General features: G+C 71.8%; 4 protein-coding genes. 2 read left to right on the top strand and 2 right to left on the bottom strand.

Translation table 11 applies throughout. The features are described from left to right. Positions 1 to 534 precede the first annotated feature (534 nt). Positions 535 to 13,629, top strand: coding sequence for a hypothetical protein (locus OG439_RS07015; protein WP_326948540.1), 13,095 nt, complete (start codon positions 535 to 537; stop codon positions 13,627 to 13,629). Further along, positions 13,619 to 14,125, top strand: a complete 507-nt coding sequence (locus OG439_RS07020) for a type VII secretion system-associated protein (protein WP_326948541.1) — start codon at positions 13,619 to 13,621, stop codon at positions 14,123 to 14,125. The genes OG439_RS07015 and OG439_RS07020 overlap by 11 nt, the downstream gene beginning before the upstream one ends. 68 nt (positions 14,126 to 14,193) lie before the next feature. Here OG439_RS07020 and OG439_RS07025 read toward each other — a convergent pair whose 3' ends face one another. Both OG439_RS07025 and OG439_RS07030 read right to left on the bottom strand, forming a co-directional pair. Next, positions 14,194 to 15,360: a M20 family metallopeptidase gene (locus tag OG439_RS07025; protein ID WP_326948542.1), complete on the bottom strand. Its 1,167-nt coding sequence runs from the start codon at positions 15,358 to 15,360 to the stop codon at positions 14,194 to 14,196. Continuing rightward, entirely contained in the window at positions 15,357 to 16,244 is an 888-nt protein-coding gene (locus OG439_RS07030; protein ID WP_326948543.1) for a polysaccharide deacetylase family protein, read from the bottom strand. The genes OG439_RS07025 and OG439_RS07030 overlap by 4 nt, the downstream gene beginning before the upstream one ends. Positions 16,245 to 16,308: the final 64 nt, after the last annotated feature.

Genomic DNA, 16,308 nt, shown 5'->3' on the forward strand with positions numbered 1-16,308 from the left:
GGTCCTGGACCGGTGAAGGCCGATGCACATCCGACGGTGGCCGCCGGGCCGGTCAAGCCCGAGTCGACGACTGATTCTGGACCGGTCGAGGGTGATGCCCGGCCGGTCACCGGGGATGGAACGGCGAACGCCGGCCCCACGGCGACAGGATCGGCCAAGAGCAGTGTCGACCCGGCCTCGGCGATGGGAAGTGCCGAGCCTGTTCCCGAGCCGGTCGTCGGGACTGAGCCGGGTGAGGCGGTGACCGGGACGGCCAAGGACGGTTCGCAATCGGCCCTCGGGGTCGGGTCGGGCAAGGCCGGTCTTGAGACTGGGCCGACCACTGGTGGTCTTCGGTCGGCGATCGGGGCTGGGCCGAGCGATGTAGGTCCCGGGGCGGCGGCGACTGGGCCGAGCAAAGGCGGTCTTCGGTCGGCGATCGGGGCTGGGCCGAGCGATGTAGGTCCCGGGGCGGCGACCGGGCCGAGCACGAGCGGTGCCGGCACGGCTAAGCCCCGCCCGGTTGTGCCGCCCTCGCCGATCAAGACTGATTCTGTGCCCCGCTTTGTCACGTCCGAAGAGGTTGCGGCCGCCAAGGATGGTGCGAAGCCCGCGGTCACCAGTGCAAACAGCGATCCGGGGGCCGAGAATGCCGTCAAGGTGCCTGCGCCGACCAGCCACCAGAGCCCGTCCCAGGCACCCCCCAAGGTCCACGTCGGACAGTCCACATCGGAGGCCACGAAGACAACCGACACCCGCCGTCGGGATGCCGCTCCGCCTGCGCGGCTGGTCTCCGAGCGGTTTGATCCCGCCAAGTCCATCGCGCAGCAGTTCGAAGGCGACGGCCTCAAAGACGGCGAACTCGACGGCGCCATCACCCAGATCCGTTACGACGTCCGCCGTTACGAGACCGAGGATGGTGGCTGGGTCCGGGACTTCACCGTCCCGCTCGACCTGACCTCGAACTCCGGCTCGGTGACGCCGGAAGCTCGCGCCCAGCTCGCGCAGGACCTCCAAAAGCACCTCGACGTCACCGTCAACCAGGGCAACCGCCTGCCCGGTGGTGACAAGCTGCACGTCACCGTTGACGTCCGGACTCCACTAGGGCCGGTCGACGGCGACTGGCGGAGCGACCGCGGCCGCGGCGTGCCGGTCGAGGTTCACGACTCCACAGTGGATGGAGCCCGGCCGACCGATCAGACGCACTGGGATGTCCACGACGCGAAGACCGGCCTCACCCACGAGGTCATGCACTACCTCGGCCTCGGCGAGGATTACCACGACGACCGGCTGCTGTTCCGCCGCGACGACCAGCCCGGCGTGATGGGGCCGGACGCCTGGACCGACTCGACGCTCACCGAGCAGAACCTCGCCAAGATCCAGGAGATCTCGGACACCGCGCCGATCCGTGACCATCATCTCGGCGACCCCGGCGTCACGTTCACCCCGCGTTCCGAACCGCCGTCAGGGCACACGAAGCCGTCGTCGAATCACCACAGTCCGGCCAAGGCGCCCGTCACGGTCAACACGGTGACTGTTGACGACCCGCATTCCGGGCAGGTGCTCGATCGGCGTGTTCTGCCGCCGCCGCAGCACACCGTTCTCGGCGTGCACGGCATGGATCCCGTGTTCGTCGGCGGGGACACGCCGCACGACAACTTCCGTGAGGCCGTCGCCGCCAGTCTGTCCGACAATGCGCCCAACGAGCACGCCCGGATCACTGCCGCTCTCGATGGCAACAGGGACGAAACGAACCTCGACGCGCTCGCCGAGGCCGCCGATGTTCAGGTTCATGTGCTTGATAGTAAGGGAAACTGGACCAGTCACGGCCCGGAGACCGGCCGTCCGGTCCACATCATCCAGACCACTGTGGACGGGAAACCGACCTATCTCGGTACCAAGGAGAACGTCCACATCGGACGTCCACATGTGAGCTATCCCGGCTCGACCGTGCTGCGCACGGAAGAAGGCCGCAAGGTCGTGCACCGCGGTGAGTTCGAGATCGAGACGGTCAAGGGGCAGCACCACGTGCGCCTCTACACCGCGATCCTGACGCCGGCCGTGCGCGGCTCGGAGTTCAAGGACGTTCATCAGGACGCCGACGGCCACGTCCATCCGTTCAGTGGTGACGGCAAGGAGGGCTCGAAAGTCTTCTGGGTCGGCGGTGGACGGCCGCTGCGGGCTCTACAGTGGACTGCGAAGTACGAGCACGACGTCAACCGCAAACCCGGGATGCAGCCCGTCCTGCGGTCGTTCCTCGTGCCGCTCGACACGTTCACCAAGGTCAGCGAGCAGGTCACCGTCGAGGCGCAGTCGCAGGGCAACAGCCTGTCGATGAACGTCGACCAGAACGGCGACACCAACCAGTTCGGCTTGCGGGGCAAGGACTTCGACGCGCTCCAGCAGCAAGCGCTCAAGGGTTCGCTCGTCACGTACACCCCGGGTGGGCACGACCGGCAGATGCCCGACGTCGCGGGCCGGCAAGAGGATCTCGCCGACCTCTACCACCGGCTCGGTATCAGCCCGGACTTCGACTCCGCCGCCCTCGGGCGCGAGAACGACCCGTGGTTCAGCTGGACGCCGGACGGCCGCAAGTACTTCCGCAACGACCCCGCCGCGCTGCGCGGCCTCGCCCGGACGCTCGGAAACCACTACCACACCTGGAAGAGCTCGCCCGACCTGTTCTTCGGCCCGGCCGGCGACAGCATTCCGGACGTCACCGGGCACGCGAGCCCGGACAGCAAGGCGCGCCGCACCGAGGACATGAACGTCTTCCTCAACACCCACGGTCCTGGGCGCGCTACCGTCGGGCAGCTCTCCGACGGGATCGGCGCCGCGATCGACACGGCCGTCCGGCAGCACGCTCCCGATGGCGTCCCGGTGGGTTCCAAGGAGCTGAAGGACGCCGTTCTCGGCGAGGTCAAGGACAGCCTGAAGCTGCCGAACCAGGTCTTGGGCGAGGCCATGGGTGACGCCCGGCGCGACACCCTCGACAACATCCGCGCCGCGATGACCGCCGACCCGCAGGTGGCGGCGAAGGCCGCGGACGTCGTCACCAAGGCCGTCACCGACCGGCTGACCAGCGAACTCGGCGACACCGGGACGTTCGGACCGGACGTCGTGAAGATCGTCCACCAGACCGTCCGCGAGCACTTCGACGCGCTCAAGGGCACCCGGGGCACCCAGCTCGACGGCCTCAAGCAGGGCAAGCGCGGCTACCTCAGCGGCCCGCGCGCCGAGGCGTTCACCAAGGGGATCGCCGACGACCTCGGCAAGAACGCCGACCTCAAGAAGCTGCTCGCCAAGCCGGGCGTCACCATCGCGCCGGACGTCTTCGCCGCGCAGCTCAAGGCCCAGGTCGTCCCGAAGGCGATGCACCCGGTCACGAAGACGTCGCTGGCCGGCCTCGACGCCGACGCCCTGCGCGCCCACTTCCAGGCCAAGCAGAACGACGTCGCCGACGCCCTCGCCAAGGAACTCGGCCGCAAGAACGCGGGCAAGCTCGCCGACCCCGGCTTCCGGAAGAACCTCGCGAACGCCGTCGGCCCGGAGGTCCGCGACCCGGACCTGCTGCACAACGCCCGGTTCGACCCCGTCACCCACGAAGACGCCGACGCCTTCATGGACCGGCTGCCCGACTTCGCGACGCAGGCCGAGATCGGCTCGGCCATCGCGACCGACGAACGCCGGATCAAGGCCGACTTCGACACCCGCGAGACCGACCTGACCGACGACGGCGTCGACGGCACGCCGTTCGCGAACGAGTTCGGCCGCTGGCAGGCCGAGCACACCCGTGGCTACACCCAGAAGAACGACCCGGCCGTGTTCGCCCGGCACCAGACCGCGGGTCACGCCCTGGCCTCGACGATCGAGGACGCGCTGGCGGACCCGAAACCGGAGTCTGCCAAGAAGATCGTCGATCAGCTGGTGTCCGATGTGGACTCCGGCGGCACCCTGGCGCGCAAGTTCGCCGAGACCGTCAAGCCGCAGGCCGACGGCCGCCCGGACCGCGCGCCGGGGCAGACGAAGCCGAACACCTTCGGCGAGCACGCGCAGATGGTGCTCAACCAGTACCTCACCCTGACCCAGGGCCAGCCGGACGCCGGCCGGTTCGTGTCGCGGGACGCGATCGCGAAGGCGATCCTGTTCCACGACGCGGACAAGGTGAACTCCAAGAACCAGTACGGCGACGCCCAGGTCAGCCACGACCGCGAGCCGGAGCACCGCGGGGCGGTCCAGCACATGAATCGCCACGAAGGGCTCTGGGCGTCCAGGCGCGACTTCGAGATCGCGCGGGCGTTCGTCGACTCCGACCCGTTCGGGTTCTACTTCCGCGACCTGGGTGTGTCCGCAAAGGACGTTCACACGTTCGTCAAGGCGCTCGCCCACAAGGCGAAGACGCCGGACGGCCGCACGCCGAACGCGTCCGACGTGCGCGACCTGTTCCGTGAGTTCCACCAGTACTACCAGGCGGACTTCTCCTCCTACAGCCCGCAGGCGAAATTCGTCAACGACACCACCGGCGAGGTCCAGGACGGCTACGACAAGTTGACCGGCCTGGCCGTCGAGGGGGGCGGTCACGTCCGGGTCCCCGGCGAGCACCGGTTCGCCTACTCGAACGATCCCCGCGACGGCGGGAAGACGCCGTACGAGCAGAAGTACCACGAACTGGCGAAGCTGTTCGACGACGCGGTGCACGACGGCACCGTGCTGGTCGGGGACACCGATCCCGGCCCCGACGGCACCGACCGCGACTCGGCCCACGGCGTCCGCGCCGTCCACGAGACGAACCCGCAGGCTAAGCCGACTGTATTGGCTCGTGTCAAGCCGCGTGAGTTCAGCGAGAACGAGACCCGTGCGATCGACGACGCCCTGAAGCACTACGCCCCGATCCTCGGCGAGCGCCGGGCGAACTCGAGCCGCGCGCACGCCGAGCAGGAGGTCCGGCACTTCGCGGCCGTGTCGTTCGGCGTCGAACGCGGCCAGATCGCGCCGACGGCCCGCGCGGAGTACCTCGCCTCGCACGGGACCGTGAACCTCTACGCGATGGGCGTGATCAACAGGGAGTTCGGCGGCGGCCACCGCGGCATCGAGGGCACGGTCACCCACGAACTCGCCCACGGCCTGCTCTCCTACGCCCTCGACGACTACGGCAAGCACGTCGGCAGCTGGAACCCGGACGGTTCGCCGCACCGCGAGCCCGGCGGCGAACCGCCGGCCGACCCGAAGATCCGCGACGACGTCGCCGACTTCAAGGCCGCTCTCAAGTCCCACCTGCTGGACCCTGACGGCTTCGCGACGCGCTCGCCGCGCCGCTCGGAGTTCGTGAGGCGGCTGGCCGACGCCAACCCGGACGTCTTCACCCGGCTCGAGAACGAGCTGTCCGGCAAGGCCGCCGAGCGGATCTTCAAGGAAGTCAAGGGAAGTCAGGCCGAGTTCAACGTCCACACCGGACACTGGGACGCCGACGGCTACCCGGCGTTCGCCGGCGAACGCCCGATCAGCAAGTACGGCGCGACCAACGTCCACGAGGACATGGCCGAGACGGCCAAGTACTACTTCATGGACCCGGATCACCTGCGGCAGCACGCGCCGCAGCGGGCCGGGTTCTTCGACCGGCTCATCGCCGGCTGGGACCCGGCGCACCGCGATGACGTCCTGGTCGACGACGCACCCGACACCCGGCCGCTCCGGGCCCGGCTGCCGGAGTACGCGCGGGACGGCCGCGCGCTCGGTGCCCTCGCGCCGGTCGACGTCCGGGGCGCCGACGAGGTCGGCACGCGGATCGAGCAGCTGCTGAGCCCGCTGGCCGACGGCCGGCCCGAGGGCGTCGACGCCATCACCGGCTCCCTCGAGGGCGGCGGCTTCGAGTCGTTCCTCGGCGCGGGCAAGGCGTCGATGGTGCGGGTGGGGGAGAAGTGGTTCGAGGTCCGCGTCCAGGCCGAGCCGGACCTGGCCTCGGTCGCCGCGGACCGGATCACCGACGCGACGCCCGCGGCCGGCGACGTCACCAACAAGCACGAGACCACGCACGGCGACCCGAACGCCGACACGACGACGGGCAGCGTCGGGACGTCGGTGTTCTGGCTGTTCCCGGCCGGGCCGTACGCCTCGGTCGGCGCGTCGGCTCAGCTCGCGTCGCCCGCCATCGAGCACACCTCGACCAGCACCGGCACCGAGCAGCGGGTCATCCGCTCGGCCGGTGACCTGCGGAACGCCGACGTCCCGGTGAAGTACCGGATCACCGTCACCACCCAGACCGGCGGGCAGACCGGGTCCGAAGTGGACGGCAGCGTCCGGCTCCTGGTGCCCACCGATCTCACCGGCCTGGAGACGCACGAAACCAAGGACGCCACCCCGCGCGACGACTGGGCCGAGCGCGTCGAGTTCCTCGCGCCGGAAGCCGTGCTCCTCGACGAGCAGGCGTTCTTCGACCAGGTCAGCGGCAAGCTGCACCCGTCGGTGACGAAGTTCGGCGCGCCGGGCCGCACGGCGCTGCGCGAGTTCGTCAGCGGCGGCGGCCTGCGGCAGGTGCTCGGCACCGCGCTGTCCGGCTCGCCCGTGGTGTCGAACGACCTGGCCAGCCCGCACGGCAGCTACCGCGAGGCGATCGAGCTGCGGGCGAAGCCGACCGGCGTCGAGCTGCTCGGCACCGTGCCCGGCGACTCCGAGGTGAAGCTCACGGACTCCGCCGTCGCCGGTGGGAGCACGTCGGCGGCCTCGAAGTCCGGCGGTGACGTCAACGGGATCTTCGGCGGCGGCGCCTACATCCCCGGCGCCGTCGGCGGGGTCGCCGGCGTCAGCGCGAGCGCGTCCGCCAAGGTCACGCAGACGTCGCAGAGCGGCACGAGCGTCACCACCAAGACCAACCTGAACGCCAAGGGCGACATCGGGCTGTACAAGGTGACCGTCGATCTCGCGGTGACGACGTCGAGCGGCGAGACCGTCACCGTGCCGGCCACCGCGTATGTCCGGATGGGATTGCCGGAGGCGAAGGCGCAAGGCCTTCCGGTGCCGGACGGCACGCGCGACAAGGTCACGCCGGGGGAGAAGCGGTTCGAGCCGCCGTACCTCGCCGCGGCCGCGGCGGCCGGGCACGTCCGCGCGGGCACCTTCACCCCGGCGACGAAGGTCCAGGCCCAGATCGAGAACACGCTGCGTGAACGCCCGGGATTCGCGAAGTTCCTGCCGCGCTTCGACAAGCTCCAGCGCGACGTCTCGAAGGGCTCCGGCGCCGGCACCGCCGAACGGCTGGGCAACCTCCGCAAGATCACCGCGAACTTCTCGCCGGCCGCGCTGCGGTCCAAAATGGACGATCTGCTCGGGCCGGGCGTGTCGACGCAGCTCAAGCGGCGCGGCCTGTTCACCGACGAGTACCTGAGCGTCACGGTCAAGGCGAAGCTGTCGCTGGGCCGGCACCTCGGTCAGGCCACCGGCCGGTCGGTCAAGGGCAGCACCGCGACGTCACCCACCCTGAGCAGCAGCACGACGACCGAGAAGGGCTGGAGCGTCGGGCTCGAAGGCCGGATGATGATCCCGAAGACGACGCCGCTGACGTCGCTCGGCATCAGCCCGACCGTCACGCCGGTGCAGTACTCCGACACCACGACCTGGAAGAACTCCGGCGGCCCCACCACCACGACGACCACCGGTATCGGCGGCAGCCCGGACGCGCAGGTCTTCGAGCACGACGTCGAGTTCGAGGTCGAGATCACCAGCCACACCCGCCACCGCCCGTGGGTGAAGAAGCTGACGCCCGGATCGCCGTTCCGCCAGACGCCACGAGTGTCCACAGTGGCCAAGACCGGCGACGGCCTGCCGAAGATCGCCGGCCAGGTCGACCTCTGGGTCAGCGACGGCTCGGCGCCGAAGACCGACCCGACGCGGTTCGCGCCCGGCAAACCCACGGCCGTCGACCTGGAGATCGCTCCGAAGCTTGACGCGCTGCTCGGAGCCGACCGGCCGCCCGCGCCGAAGTTCCTGCACGTCGAAGCCGTCGCGAACACCGAAGCCCTGCGGGACGAAGCTGTCCGTCAGCTCGGCCGCGCCGCGGGCGGCGACGGCGTCCTCGGCCTGCCCGGCGGCGAAGCCCGCAAGCGGATCGACCGGATGTTCTCGCCGCAGACGTTCCGCTCCGGCCTCCCGCGGTTCCTGCGCCAGGGCGCGCGCTCGGGCGGGTTCCGCTACGAACGCCGCGTCGCCGACCGCGTCGGCGGGCTCGGGATGAACGTCGAGCTGAGCAACCCGAAGCTCGTCATGACCTCCGAAGCGGGCGGCAGCGACACGACGTTCGCCGGCGGCACCAAGGCGGGCTACGAGAAGTCCCGCAAGCAGGCCGTCGAGGCGAACGCCCAGTTCGGCATGACCATCCGGGCCGACGGCAGCGACCCGCACGGCCAGGGCCAGCTGTACACCTCGGCCAAGTGGAGCCCGTGGAGCCGCACGAAGGGCACGTCGGCCGAGCTGAGCGCGAGCGTCGACCACGTCCGCCGCGCGCCGTCCGACAGCCGGACCGTGCTCGTGCAGTACGACGCCGACGTGCGGCTCGTCGCCGAGACGCGGCAGGAGAGCGTGGTCAACGGCGGCAAGTCCCGCGCCGGGGCCGACGTCAAGCTGCCGGGCGCGGTGTTCGTCCGGATGACCGAGGACCAGGCCCGCGAGCAGGGTCTGCTCCCGTCGGTCGAGCCGCGCACACCGGCGCCCGGCACGCTCACCGCGCCCGCCCTGGTCGGCGGCACGTCGAGTGCGCTGGGCGCGGCCGTCGTCGAGGACGCGCCGGACCTCAGCGGACTCATCCGGGACGCGCGCGCGACTCTCGGCAAGACCGGTGACCGGCTGCTGCCGAAGTCCGTTTTGGACGACTCGATGAACAACCTGCAGCGGATGCTGGACGCGGCGTCACCGGAGAGCGTGACGTCCCTTGTGGACAGTGCGCTCGACGGCGGCGTGCCGCTCGTCCTGCACGACCCGGGCGTCGTCACCACCGACACCTACCAGGTGCTGCTCAAGGCGCGCGTCACCGAGACCGGGTTCCTGGACGTCGCGCACGACGGCAGCGAGATCGACCACGCCGTCAGCGCGACCGCGACGGCCAAGGAGAACGCGGGCCGCGGCTCGTCCTACGGCGGCCAGTTCCGCGGCGCCGGACGCGGCCTCTTCACCGACAGCCACGCGAAGGTCAGCGGTTACGACGGTGTCTACAAGGGAGTGTCCGGGACCCGCACCAGGACCGACCAGACGACCGCCACCGATACCAAGACGACGTCGAAGACGGCGTCCTCGAGCGGGCCCGCGGTGCGGTACCGCGCGAAGGTGACGTTCGACCTGGTCGTCACGCGCGGCGACAGGACGTTCCCGGTCACCTCGCAGGACGCCGACCTCGTCGTCCGGGCCGCCGCCGACGACCAGAAGATCACCACCGGGTCCGCGCCGAAGGACCACAACGCGGCGGCGACGAACGTCAAGACCTTCACCGACGCCGACCTGAAGACCTGGCAGGACGGCGGGCACGGCGCGCTGCCGGCGTCGGCGACGACGGAGGGCCTGCGCGGCGCCGCCGAGGTGCGCGCGGCCGCCCGGCAGGCCCTGCGGACCGCCGGCGCCCGCGACGGCCTGATCACCAACACCACGCTCGCGTCCGCCGTCACCAACGAGATGCTCCAGGCGAACCTGCCCGACCTGGTCAAGGGCCCTCTGGACGTCCCTGAGCTGCACGAAGCCGCCGTGCTGCGCAACGGCCACGGCACGGTCAAGGTCTACGCGCGGGTCGTCAACCCGAAGCTCGCCGGGCTGAGCGACAGCGTGAAACTGGAGCACTCGGCGACCGAGACGGCGACCTTCACCGGCGAGGCCAAGGCCTCGTCGAGTTCCGAGCAGCAGCACAACCTCGGCGGCGGAGGAGTTACCGACCCCGGGCAGAACGCGCACTCGTGGGGCGGCCTCGACACCCGCTCGCCCGACGCGAGCACCGACCCGACGTCGTCGACGTCCGCCGGCGACCGGTCGGTGACCGGCAAGCCGAAGGGCCGCACCGGGCTGGTCGGCTTCGACGTCGAGTACCGCGTGGTCGCCGACCTCGGCGGCGGGCGGACCGCGGCGGTCGAGGTGAAGGTGCCGTCGTCGGCCCTGGTGCGGATGACCGACGCCGACGTCGAGGCGTTCCTGAACGCGAAGCTGCCGGACACGCTGAGCCGGGCCCAGGACGCGGTGAAGGACGCCGCCGAGGCGTGGCGCACCGCCGAAGAGGCCGTCGACCAGGCGCAACGTGGTGCCGACGACCGGTGGCTCGATCAGCGCGAAGGCGCGCGTCGATTGGCCGAAGACGGCCCGGCGCTCGGCGTCGACACCTCGACCGACGCCGTCCAGGCCCTGCGTGACGCGCTGGCCGCGGCGGAGACCGACGCGCGTGACGCCGGGGCGCGGCTGCGTGCGGGCAACGCGGAGATCTCGCGCCTGAACGACGTCGCCGATCAGGCGCTCACCCTGGCCGGGGCCGCCGAACCCGGCTCCGACGAGCAGCGGGGTTTCCTCGCCACGCGCGGGAGGGCCCTGGAGAACGCGGCCGCGATCCGGGCCGCGCAGCCGGAGCTGACCCGGACGCGCGGTGCGGCGCAGGACCGGGCCGAACGGCTCGCCGCCGTGCTCGACGAGCACCGCAACGACCGCGCCGACCAGATCTCCCGCCGGGACGCCGCGCTCGACGACGTCGTCGAAGCTCGCCGTCAGGCCGATGACGCCCGGCAGGCCTGGTGGGACGCCAAGCGGGAGCTGGACCGGCAGGTCGACGCGTTCGATCCGTCTACTGTGGACGCCGTGCTCGCGCAGGACACCGTGACCGGCGTCGATACCGGCACCGGCCTGCCGTACGACTTCGACGTCTCCCAGATCGAGGCGCGCCCGGTCACCGACCGGTCCGGCCGGGTCGTCGCGGTGTCGTTCCTGCCCGCCGCCGAGCACACCGCCGACATCGAACGCGACTGGGCGGACGACCACTCGGACACCGTCGGCTCCCTCCCCGACGGCGCGACGCCGGAGCGGACCGCGCCGCTGCTGCGTGACGCCCGGGAGAACGGCGCGAAGCCGGACCTCGACGGGCGCGCGTTCGGCGAGTGGGCGTCGCAGAGCCCCGCGCCGTGGGATTCGAGCACGCTGTTCGTCATGGCGCACGGCCGGCCGCAGTCGGTGAAGCTCACGCTGCTGGGCGGGCGGACCGTGCGCGTCGACGGCGCGTCGTTCGCGAAGATCCTCGCCGCGTCGAAACCGTTCGCGCAGGCGGCCGGGTCCGCGCGGCCGTCGATCACGCTCATCGCGTGCGCCACCGGCAAGCTCGACGGCCCGGGCGGTGTCGCCCACGACTTCCAGCGGGCGCTGTCCGAGCTGGGCGGCCCGCTGCAGGTGCACGCGCCGACCGAGCCGGCGCTGTTCGGCCGCCCGTCGGCGACCCTGGGCCAGGCGACCGGCGCCACGCAAGGCTTCACGACTGTGACCGACGGCGGGCACTTCGCGACCTTCGGCGAGCGGTTCAGGGGAGAACTGGCCGATCAGCCGGGGACCACCGTCGAGTTCGACGCGCCTGCCGCGACGCCGCTGCTGGACGCGTCCGGCGAGGTCCGCGGCGTCAGTTTCCTCGAGCCGGACGAGGCGGCGAAGGTGCAGGCCTGGCTGTCGCAGACCACCGGCGAGAACCTCATCGTGGAGGCCGCGCCGGACGAGATGCGCGAGTTCGCGTCGGGCGCGCAGCCGGCGTTGCGCGGTCGCGGGCCGGGCGAGGGCGGCGTGCTGGTCCGCGCGCCGTGGGCCGACGAACTGGCGCGGGGGAAGACGTTCCTCGTCACCGGGCACGGTGAGGAGACCCGCGCCAAGGTCTTCGCCCGGGTCGACGGCGAGCGTCGTGCGGTGTTCGTCGATGGCGCCACTCTCGCTCGGCTGGTGACGTCTTCCTTTGGTTCCGCGCGACCGGAATCGGTGACGCTCTTCCCGTGCGCGGCCGGACGTCGTCCCGGGCCGGGTGGGGTCGCTTTCGACTTCCACGCGGCTTCCGGTCTGCCGGTGCACGCGGCCACGGACTCGGTGCTCGCCAACCGCCGTGGTGACGACGAGCCGTCGGCGCCGCTGTTCGGCGCCACCGACGACGCGTTCACGGCCGTCGTCCGCGGCGGGCACTGGACGACGTTCGGGAAGCCCGTCGACACCGCGGCGGTCGTCGAAGAGCTGGCCGAGGCGCTGGGCAAGGACTGGCAGTACGCGCGCCCGGAGCCTGCCTCAGGACTGGTGTCGCTGGCCGATCGCGCCCGGACTCTCGAGGTGGTGCGGGAAGCCGTCGCGACGACCCTCGCGCTGCGCGACCCCGCGCCGGTGCTGGCGCAGCACGAACAGCCCGACGTCGTCCGCGCGGTCGTCGACCGGCATCTCGGGCACCGGGACACCGGCCTGGCCGCGGGGGCGCGTGAACTCGCGCGGGCGGTGCTCGTGGCCGACACCGGCGACGGCCCGCTGCCCGCCATCAGCGTCACCGGCACCGGTGCCGGTTCGGTCGCGAAGGCCTTGGCCGGGCACCTCGGCGAGGCCCTCGCGCATGACGTCCTGGCGCGCGTGCCGGTGAAGATCCGTGGCGGCGACGGCAGGCACGTCGAGATCTCCTTCGCCTCGACGCGGCTGCGGATCGACCCGGCGGTCGGGGAGATCGTCGGGCAGCTCCGGTCGGGGCTGCCGGTGTTGCGTTTGGACAGTGTCGCGGACGTCGTGGAGTCGAACGAGAATCCCGGTCTACTGTGGACGTCGGTGCTGGCTCAGGTGGCGACGTCATCGGAGTTCGACGGGGTCACGCACGTCGTCGACCGGCGGTTCGATCCGGCGTCCGGGAAGTGGAAGCCGGTCGGACCGTCCATTCGGGACTTCTTCCCGGGTGTGGGCAAGGGCGAGTGGCGGGACGGCCTGGTGTATCGGCCTTTGGTTCCGAGTGCCTCTGTTGTGGACACGCCTCGTACGCTCGCCGAGTCTATTGTGGAGCGTCTCGGCGACGGCCTGCCCGCGCCCATTGTTCCGGACGCGCTGATGGCTGATGTCCAAAGTGAACTGATCGTGTTGACTCCGCCGGGTGCCGCGCCTTTTGTGCTCGATGGCGCGTTGAGCCCGGCCGACGCCGCGGCCGTGGCCGGGCTGGCCGAGGAGTTCGCGTTGCTGCAGCTGCACGGCGTCACCGACACCGTCGTCGGCCGGGACGACGTGCTGGAGATCGCGGCCCGGGTGGCCGGCGGCCTGGACGTCGGCGCCGCCGCGGACGCCATCGACGCCCTGGCCCGGCACGGAGCGTTGCGGCCGGGGTTGGTGGCCGTCGCGATGGACGCCGTCCTGGCGTCGCCGGACGTCGAGACGCGGGCCGGCGCGGTCGCGGCGGTGATCCGGGAACTGGCCGAGGGGGATCTGCCGATCGGGGTCATGCGCGAAGCGGTGCGTGGCGCGGTGGACGACCCCGAGCCCACGCGGCGCGCGTTGTGGCTGATGCGGCGGTTCCGGGTCACGAACCTCGCGTGGCTCTACCGGTGGCGGATCGCGGAGGGCGTGCGACGCTATCAGGAACAGGAGAAGGCGGCGTCGGAACGATCGGCCCGGTTGACGGCCGCGGTGGGAGGGGTGCGTGATGACGGCTGAGAAGTGGGTGCTGCTGGTCGACCCGGCGTGGCCCCCGGAGCCGTCGGCGCCCGACCGGACCCACGTGGTCGGCGGCTGGCCGGCCGCGGCGGACGGCTCGATCGGCGACTTCGAGCCGAACCCGGAGTACGTGCCGTCGGGCCCGGACAGCCCGGCGGACCCGCTGGACGCGGTCTTGCGGCTGCTGGCCGTGGGCGACGCGGAGTTCGCCCAGGTGGCGTCGGTGTTCCGCCAGGTCAAGACGGCGGTCGCGCTCGACGCGTCGGGCGTACCCCTGACGGCACCCTCGCCCGACGGCGTCCCGTGCCTGCTCGTGGCGACGGCGCCCGCCCACCGCCACCGGGTCCGGACGGCGGGCTGGCGGGCGGTGGACGCGGCGGAGCTGGCGGCGCTGCTGGCGGACCGCCCGGGCACGGACCTGCTGCTCAACCCGGGCGCGGTCGGCTGCACCCGCCTGCCGGCGGCGACGGTCCACGACCTCACCTCGCGCCCGTGACGCCCGAAGTCCGTGAATGCCACATCGAGGGACACTAGGTCTCTCAATGTGGCATTCACGGACTTGGCCTAGTCCGCCGGACCGCTTGGGGTCACCGGGCTTTCGCCGAGGCGGTGCAGGACGGCGGCCGCCAGGGCTGTTCGTTCCAGCATCCCCTCGACGCTGATGTGCTCGTGCCGCGCGTGCGCGCCGTCGCCGACCGCGCCGAAGCCGTCCAGGACCGGGTGGCCCAGCGCCGCCACGAAGTTGCCGTCGCTGGCTCCGCCCACCGAGCACTCAGCCAACGTGACGCCCAGCTCCGCCGCCGTCGCGCGGGCCAGGTGGTACAGCTCCGCCGTTGCCGGGGAACGCTCCATCACCGGGCGGTTCCAGCCGCCCTCCACCACGAGTGTCGCGCGGGGGTCGTGGGCCGTCAGCGCCGCGAGGCCCGCGTCGATGCGGGACGCCTCCGCCGCGCTCGACACGCGCACGTCGACCTCGCCGGACGCCGCCCCCGCGATCACGTTCTGCCTGGTCCCGCCGGTGATCACGCCGACGTTGACCGTCGTCCCGGCGGCCGGGTCGGCCAGGGCGTGCAGGGCCAGGACCGCCCGGGCCAGCTCGTCGATCGCGCTCGCGCCCTTCGCCGGGTCCAGCCCGGCGTGGGACTCGACGCCGGTGGCGCGCACGCGGAACAGGCCGACGCCCTTGCGCGCGGTCTTCACCGCGCCGGCCGCGCTCGCCTCGAACACCAGCGTCGCGCGGGTGCCCGCCGCGGCCTCCTCGATCACCGGCCGGGACGCCGGGCTGCCGATCTCCTCGTCGCCGTTGAGGACCAGCCGGACGGCCGGGCGGGGCAGCCCGGCCGCGTCGAGCGCACGCAGCGCCCACACCGCGTGGACCAGGCCCGACTTCATGTCGAAGATCCCCGGCCCGGTCGCGCGGTCGCCGTCCACCGTGAACGGCCGGTCCGCGAGCGTCCCGAGCGGCCACACCGTGTCGTAGTGGGCCAGCACGAGAACCGGCTGACCGGCACCCGGGTAGTCGTAGACCTTGACGTCGCCGTGGACGCCGCCGTCGACGTCGCGCACCGACGCGGGCGGGCCCAGCCGCTCGCGCAGCCAGCCGTCCACCCAGGACAGTCCCCGGGCGAGGCATTCCTTGTCGTCACTGGGAGTCTCGATGCCGACGTACGCGGCGACGTCGGCCAGCAGCTCGTCGCGGTGGGCGCGCACCCACTCGTGCAGGATCGTCACGGCAGCTCCCCGAGGACGTGGCCGACGACCTGGGCGTGCGTGGCGAACCAGACGCCGTCGTGGCCGGTGATGTGGTCGAGCAGCTCGGTGAGGATCGCGATCCGCGAGCGGTGCCCGATGATGTGCGGGTGCATGGTGAGCTGGAACAGGCCGCCGTCGGCGTAGGCCGCGTCGAACTCGTCGCGCCAGATCGAGAGCACCCCGCGCGGTGGCGTGTAGGGCCGCAGGGCGGCGAAGCGGTCCATCATGAAGTACGGCGCGTCGTCGCGGATCCACTCCACCGGCAGCTCGACGACGCCGGTGGGCTCGCCGTGTTCGAGGAGCTCGTAGCAGTCGTCGTCGGCCATCAGCGACGAGTCGTACTTCAGGCCCAGCTCGCGCGTGATGGCCAGGGTGTGCGCGGAGAAGTCCCACGACGGCGTCCGGATGCCGACCGGCCGGGTGCCCGCGAGCCGTTCCAGGACGTCGGCGGCGCGGAAGGCGAGGTCACGCTCTTCGGCCTCGGTGAGAGCGGTGTTGCGTTCGTGGATCCAGCCGTGCAGCGCGACTTCGTGCCCGTTGTCCACATAGGACCGGACTTCGCCGTCGTGCAGCAACGCCGAGACCGCGGGCACGAAGAACGACGCCGGCGCGGAGTACCGCTCGAGGAGCCGCAGCAACCGCGGCACGCCGACGCGCGCGCCGTACTCGCCTTGCGCCAGCTTGCCGGGCAGCACGTCGCCGTCGCGCAATGCGGGCGTCTCGTGGTCGGAGTCGAACGACAGCGTCACGGCCACCTTCGCGCCGCCGGGCCACGACGCGGGCCGCAGCGAGCGGCCCGCCCGGACGTGCTCGACGTGCCCGCGCCACGTCGATTCGTCCCACCGCCAAGGTTGTTCCGTCATGCGTCCTCCAGGGCGGCGGGCTTGCGCGTCTCGACCTCGTTCTCCACCACCGCATCTTGAACGC

The sequence above is a fragment of the Amycolatopsis sp. NBC_01307 genome (assembly GCF_035975215.1).
Classification (GTDB): Bacteria; Actinomycetota; Actinomycetes; order Mycobacteriales; family Pseudonocardiaceae; genus Amycolatopsis.

What these genes read in the sequence shown, in the direction of transcription:
- OG439_RS07020 (WP_326948541.1), top strand. Translation starts at nt 13,619, where the DNA reads ATGACGGCTGAGAAGTGGGTGCTGCTGGTCGACCCGGCGTGGCCCCCG.
- OG439_RS07030 (WP_326948543.1), bottom strand. Translation starts at nt 16,244, where the DNA reads ATGACGGAACAACCTTGGCGGTGGGACGAATCGACGTGGCGCGGGCAC.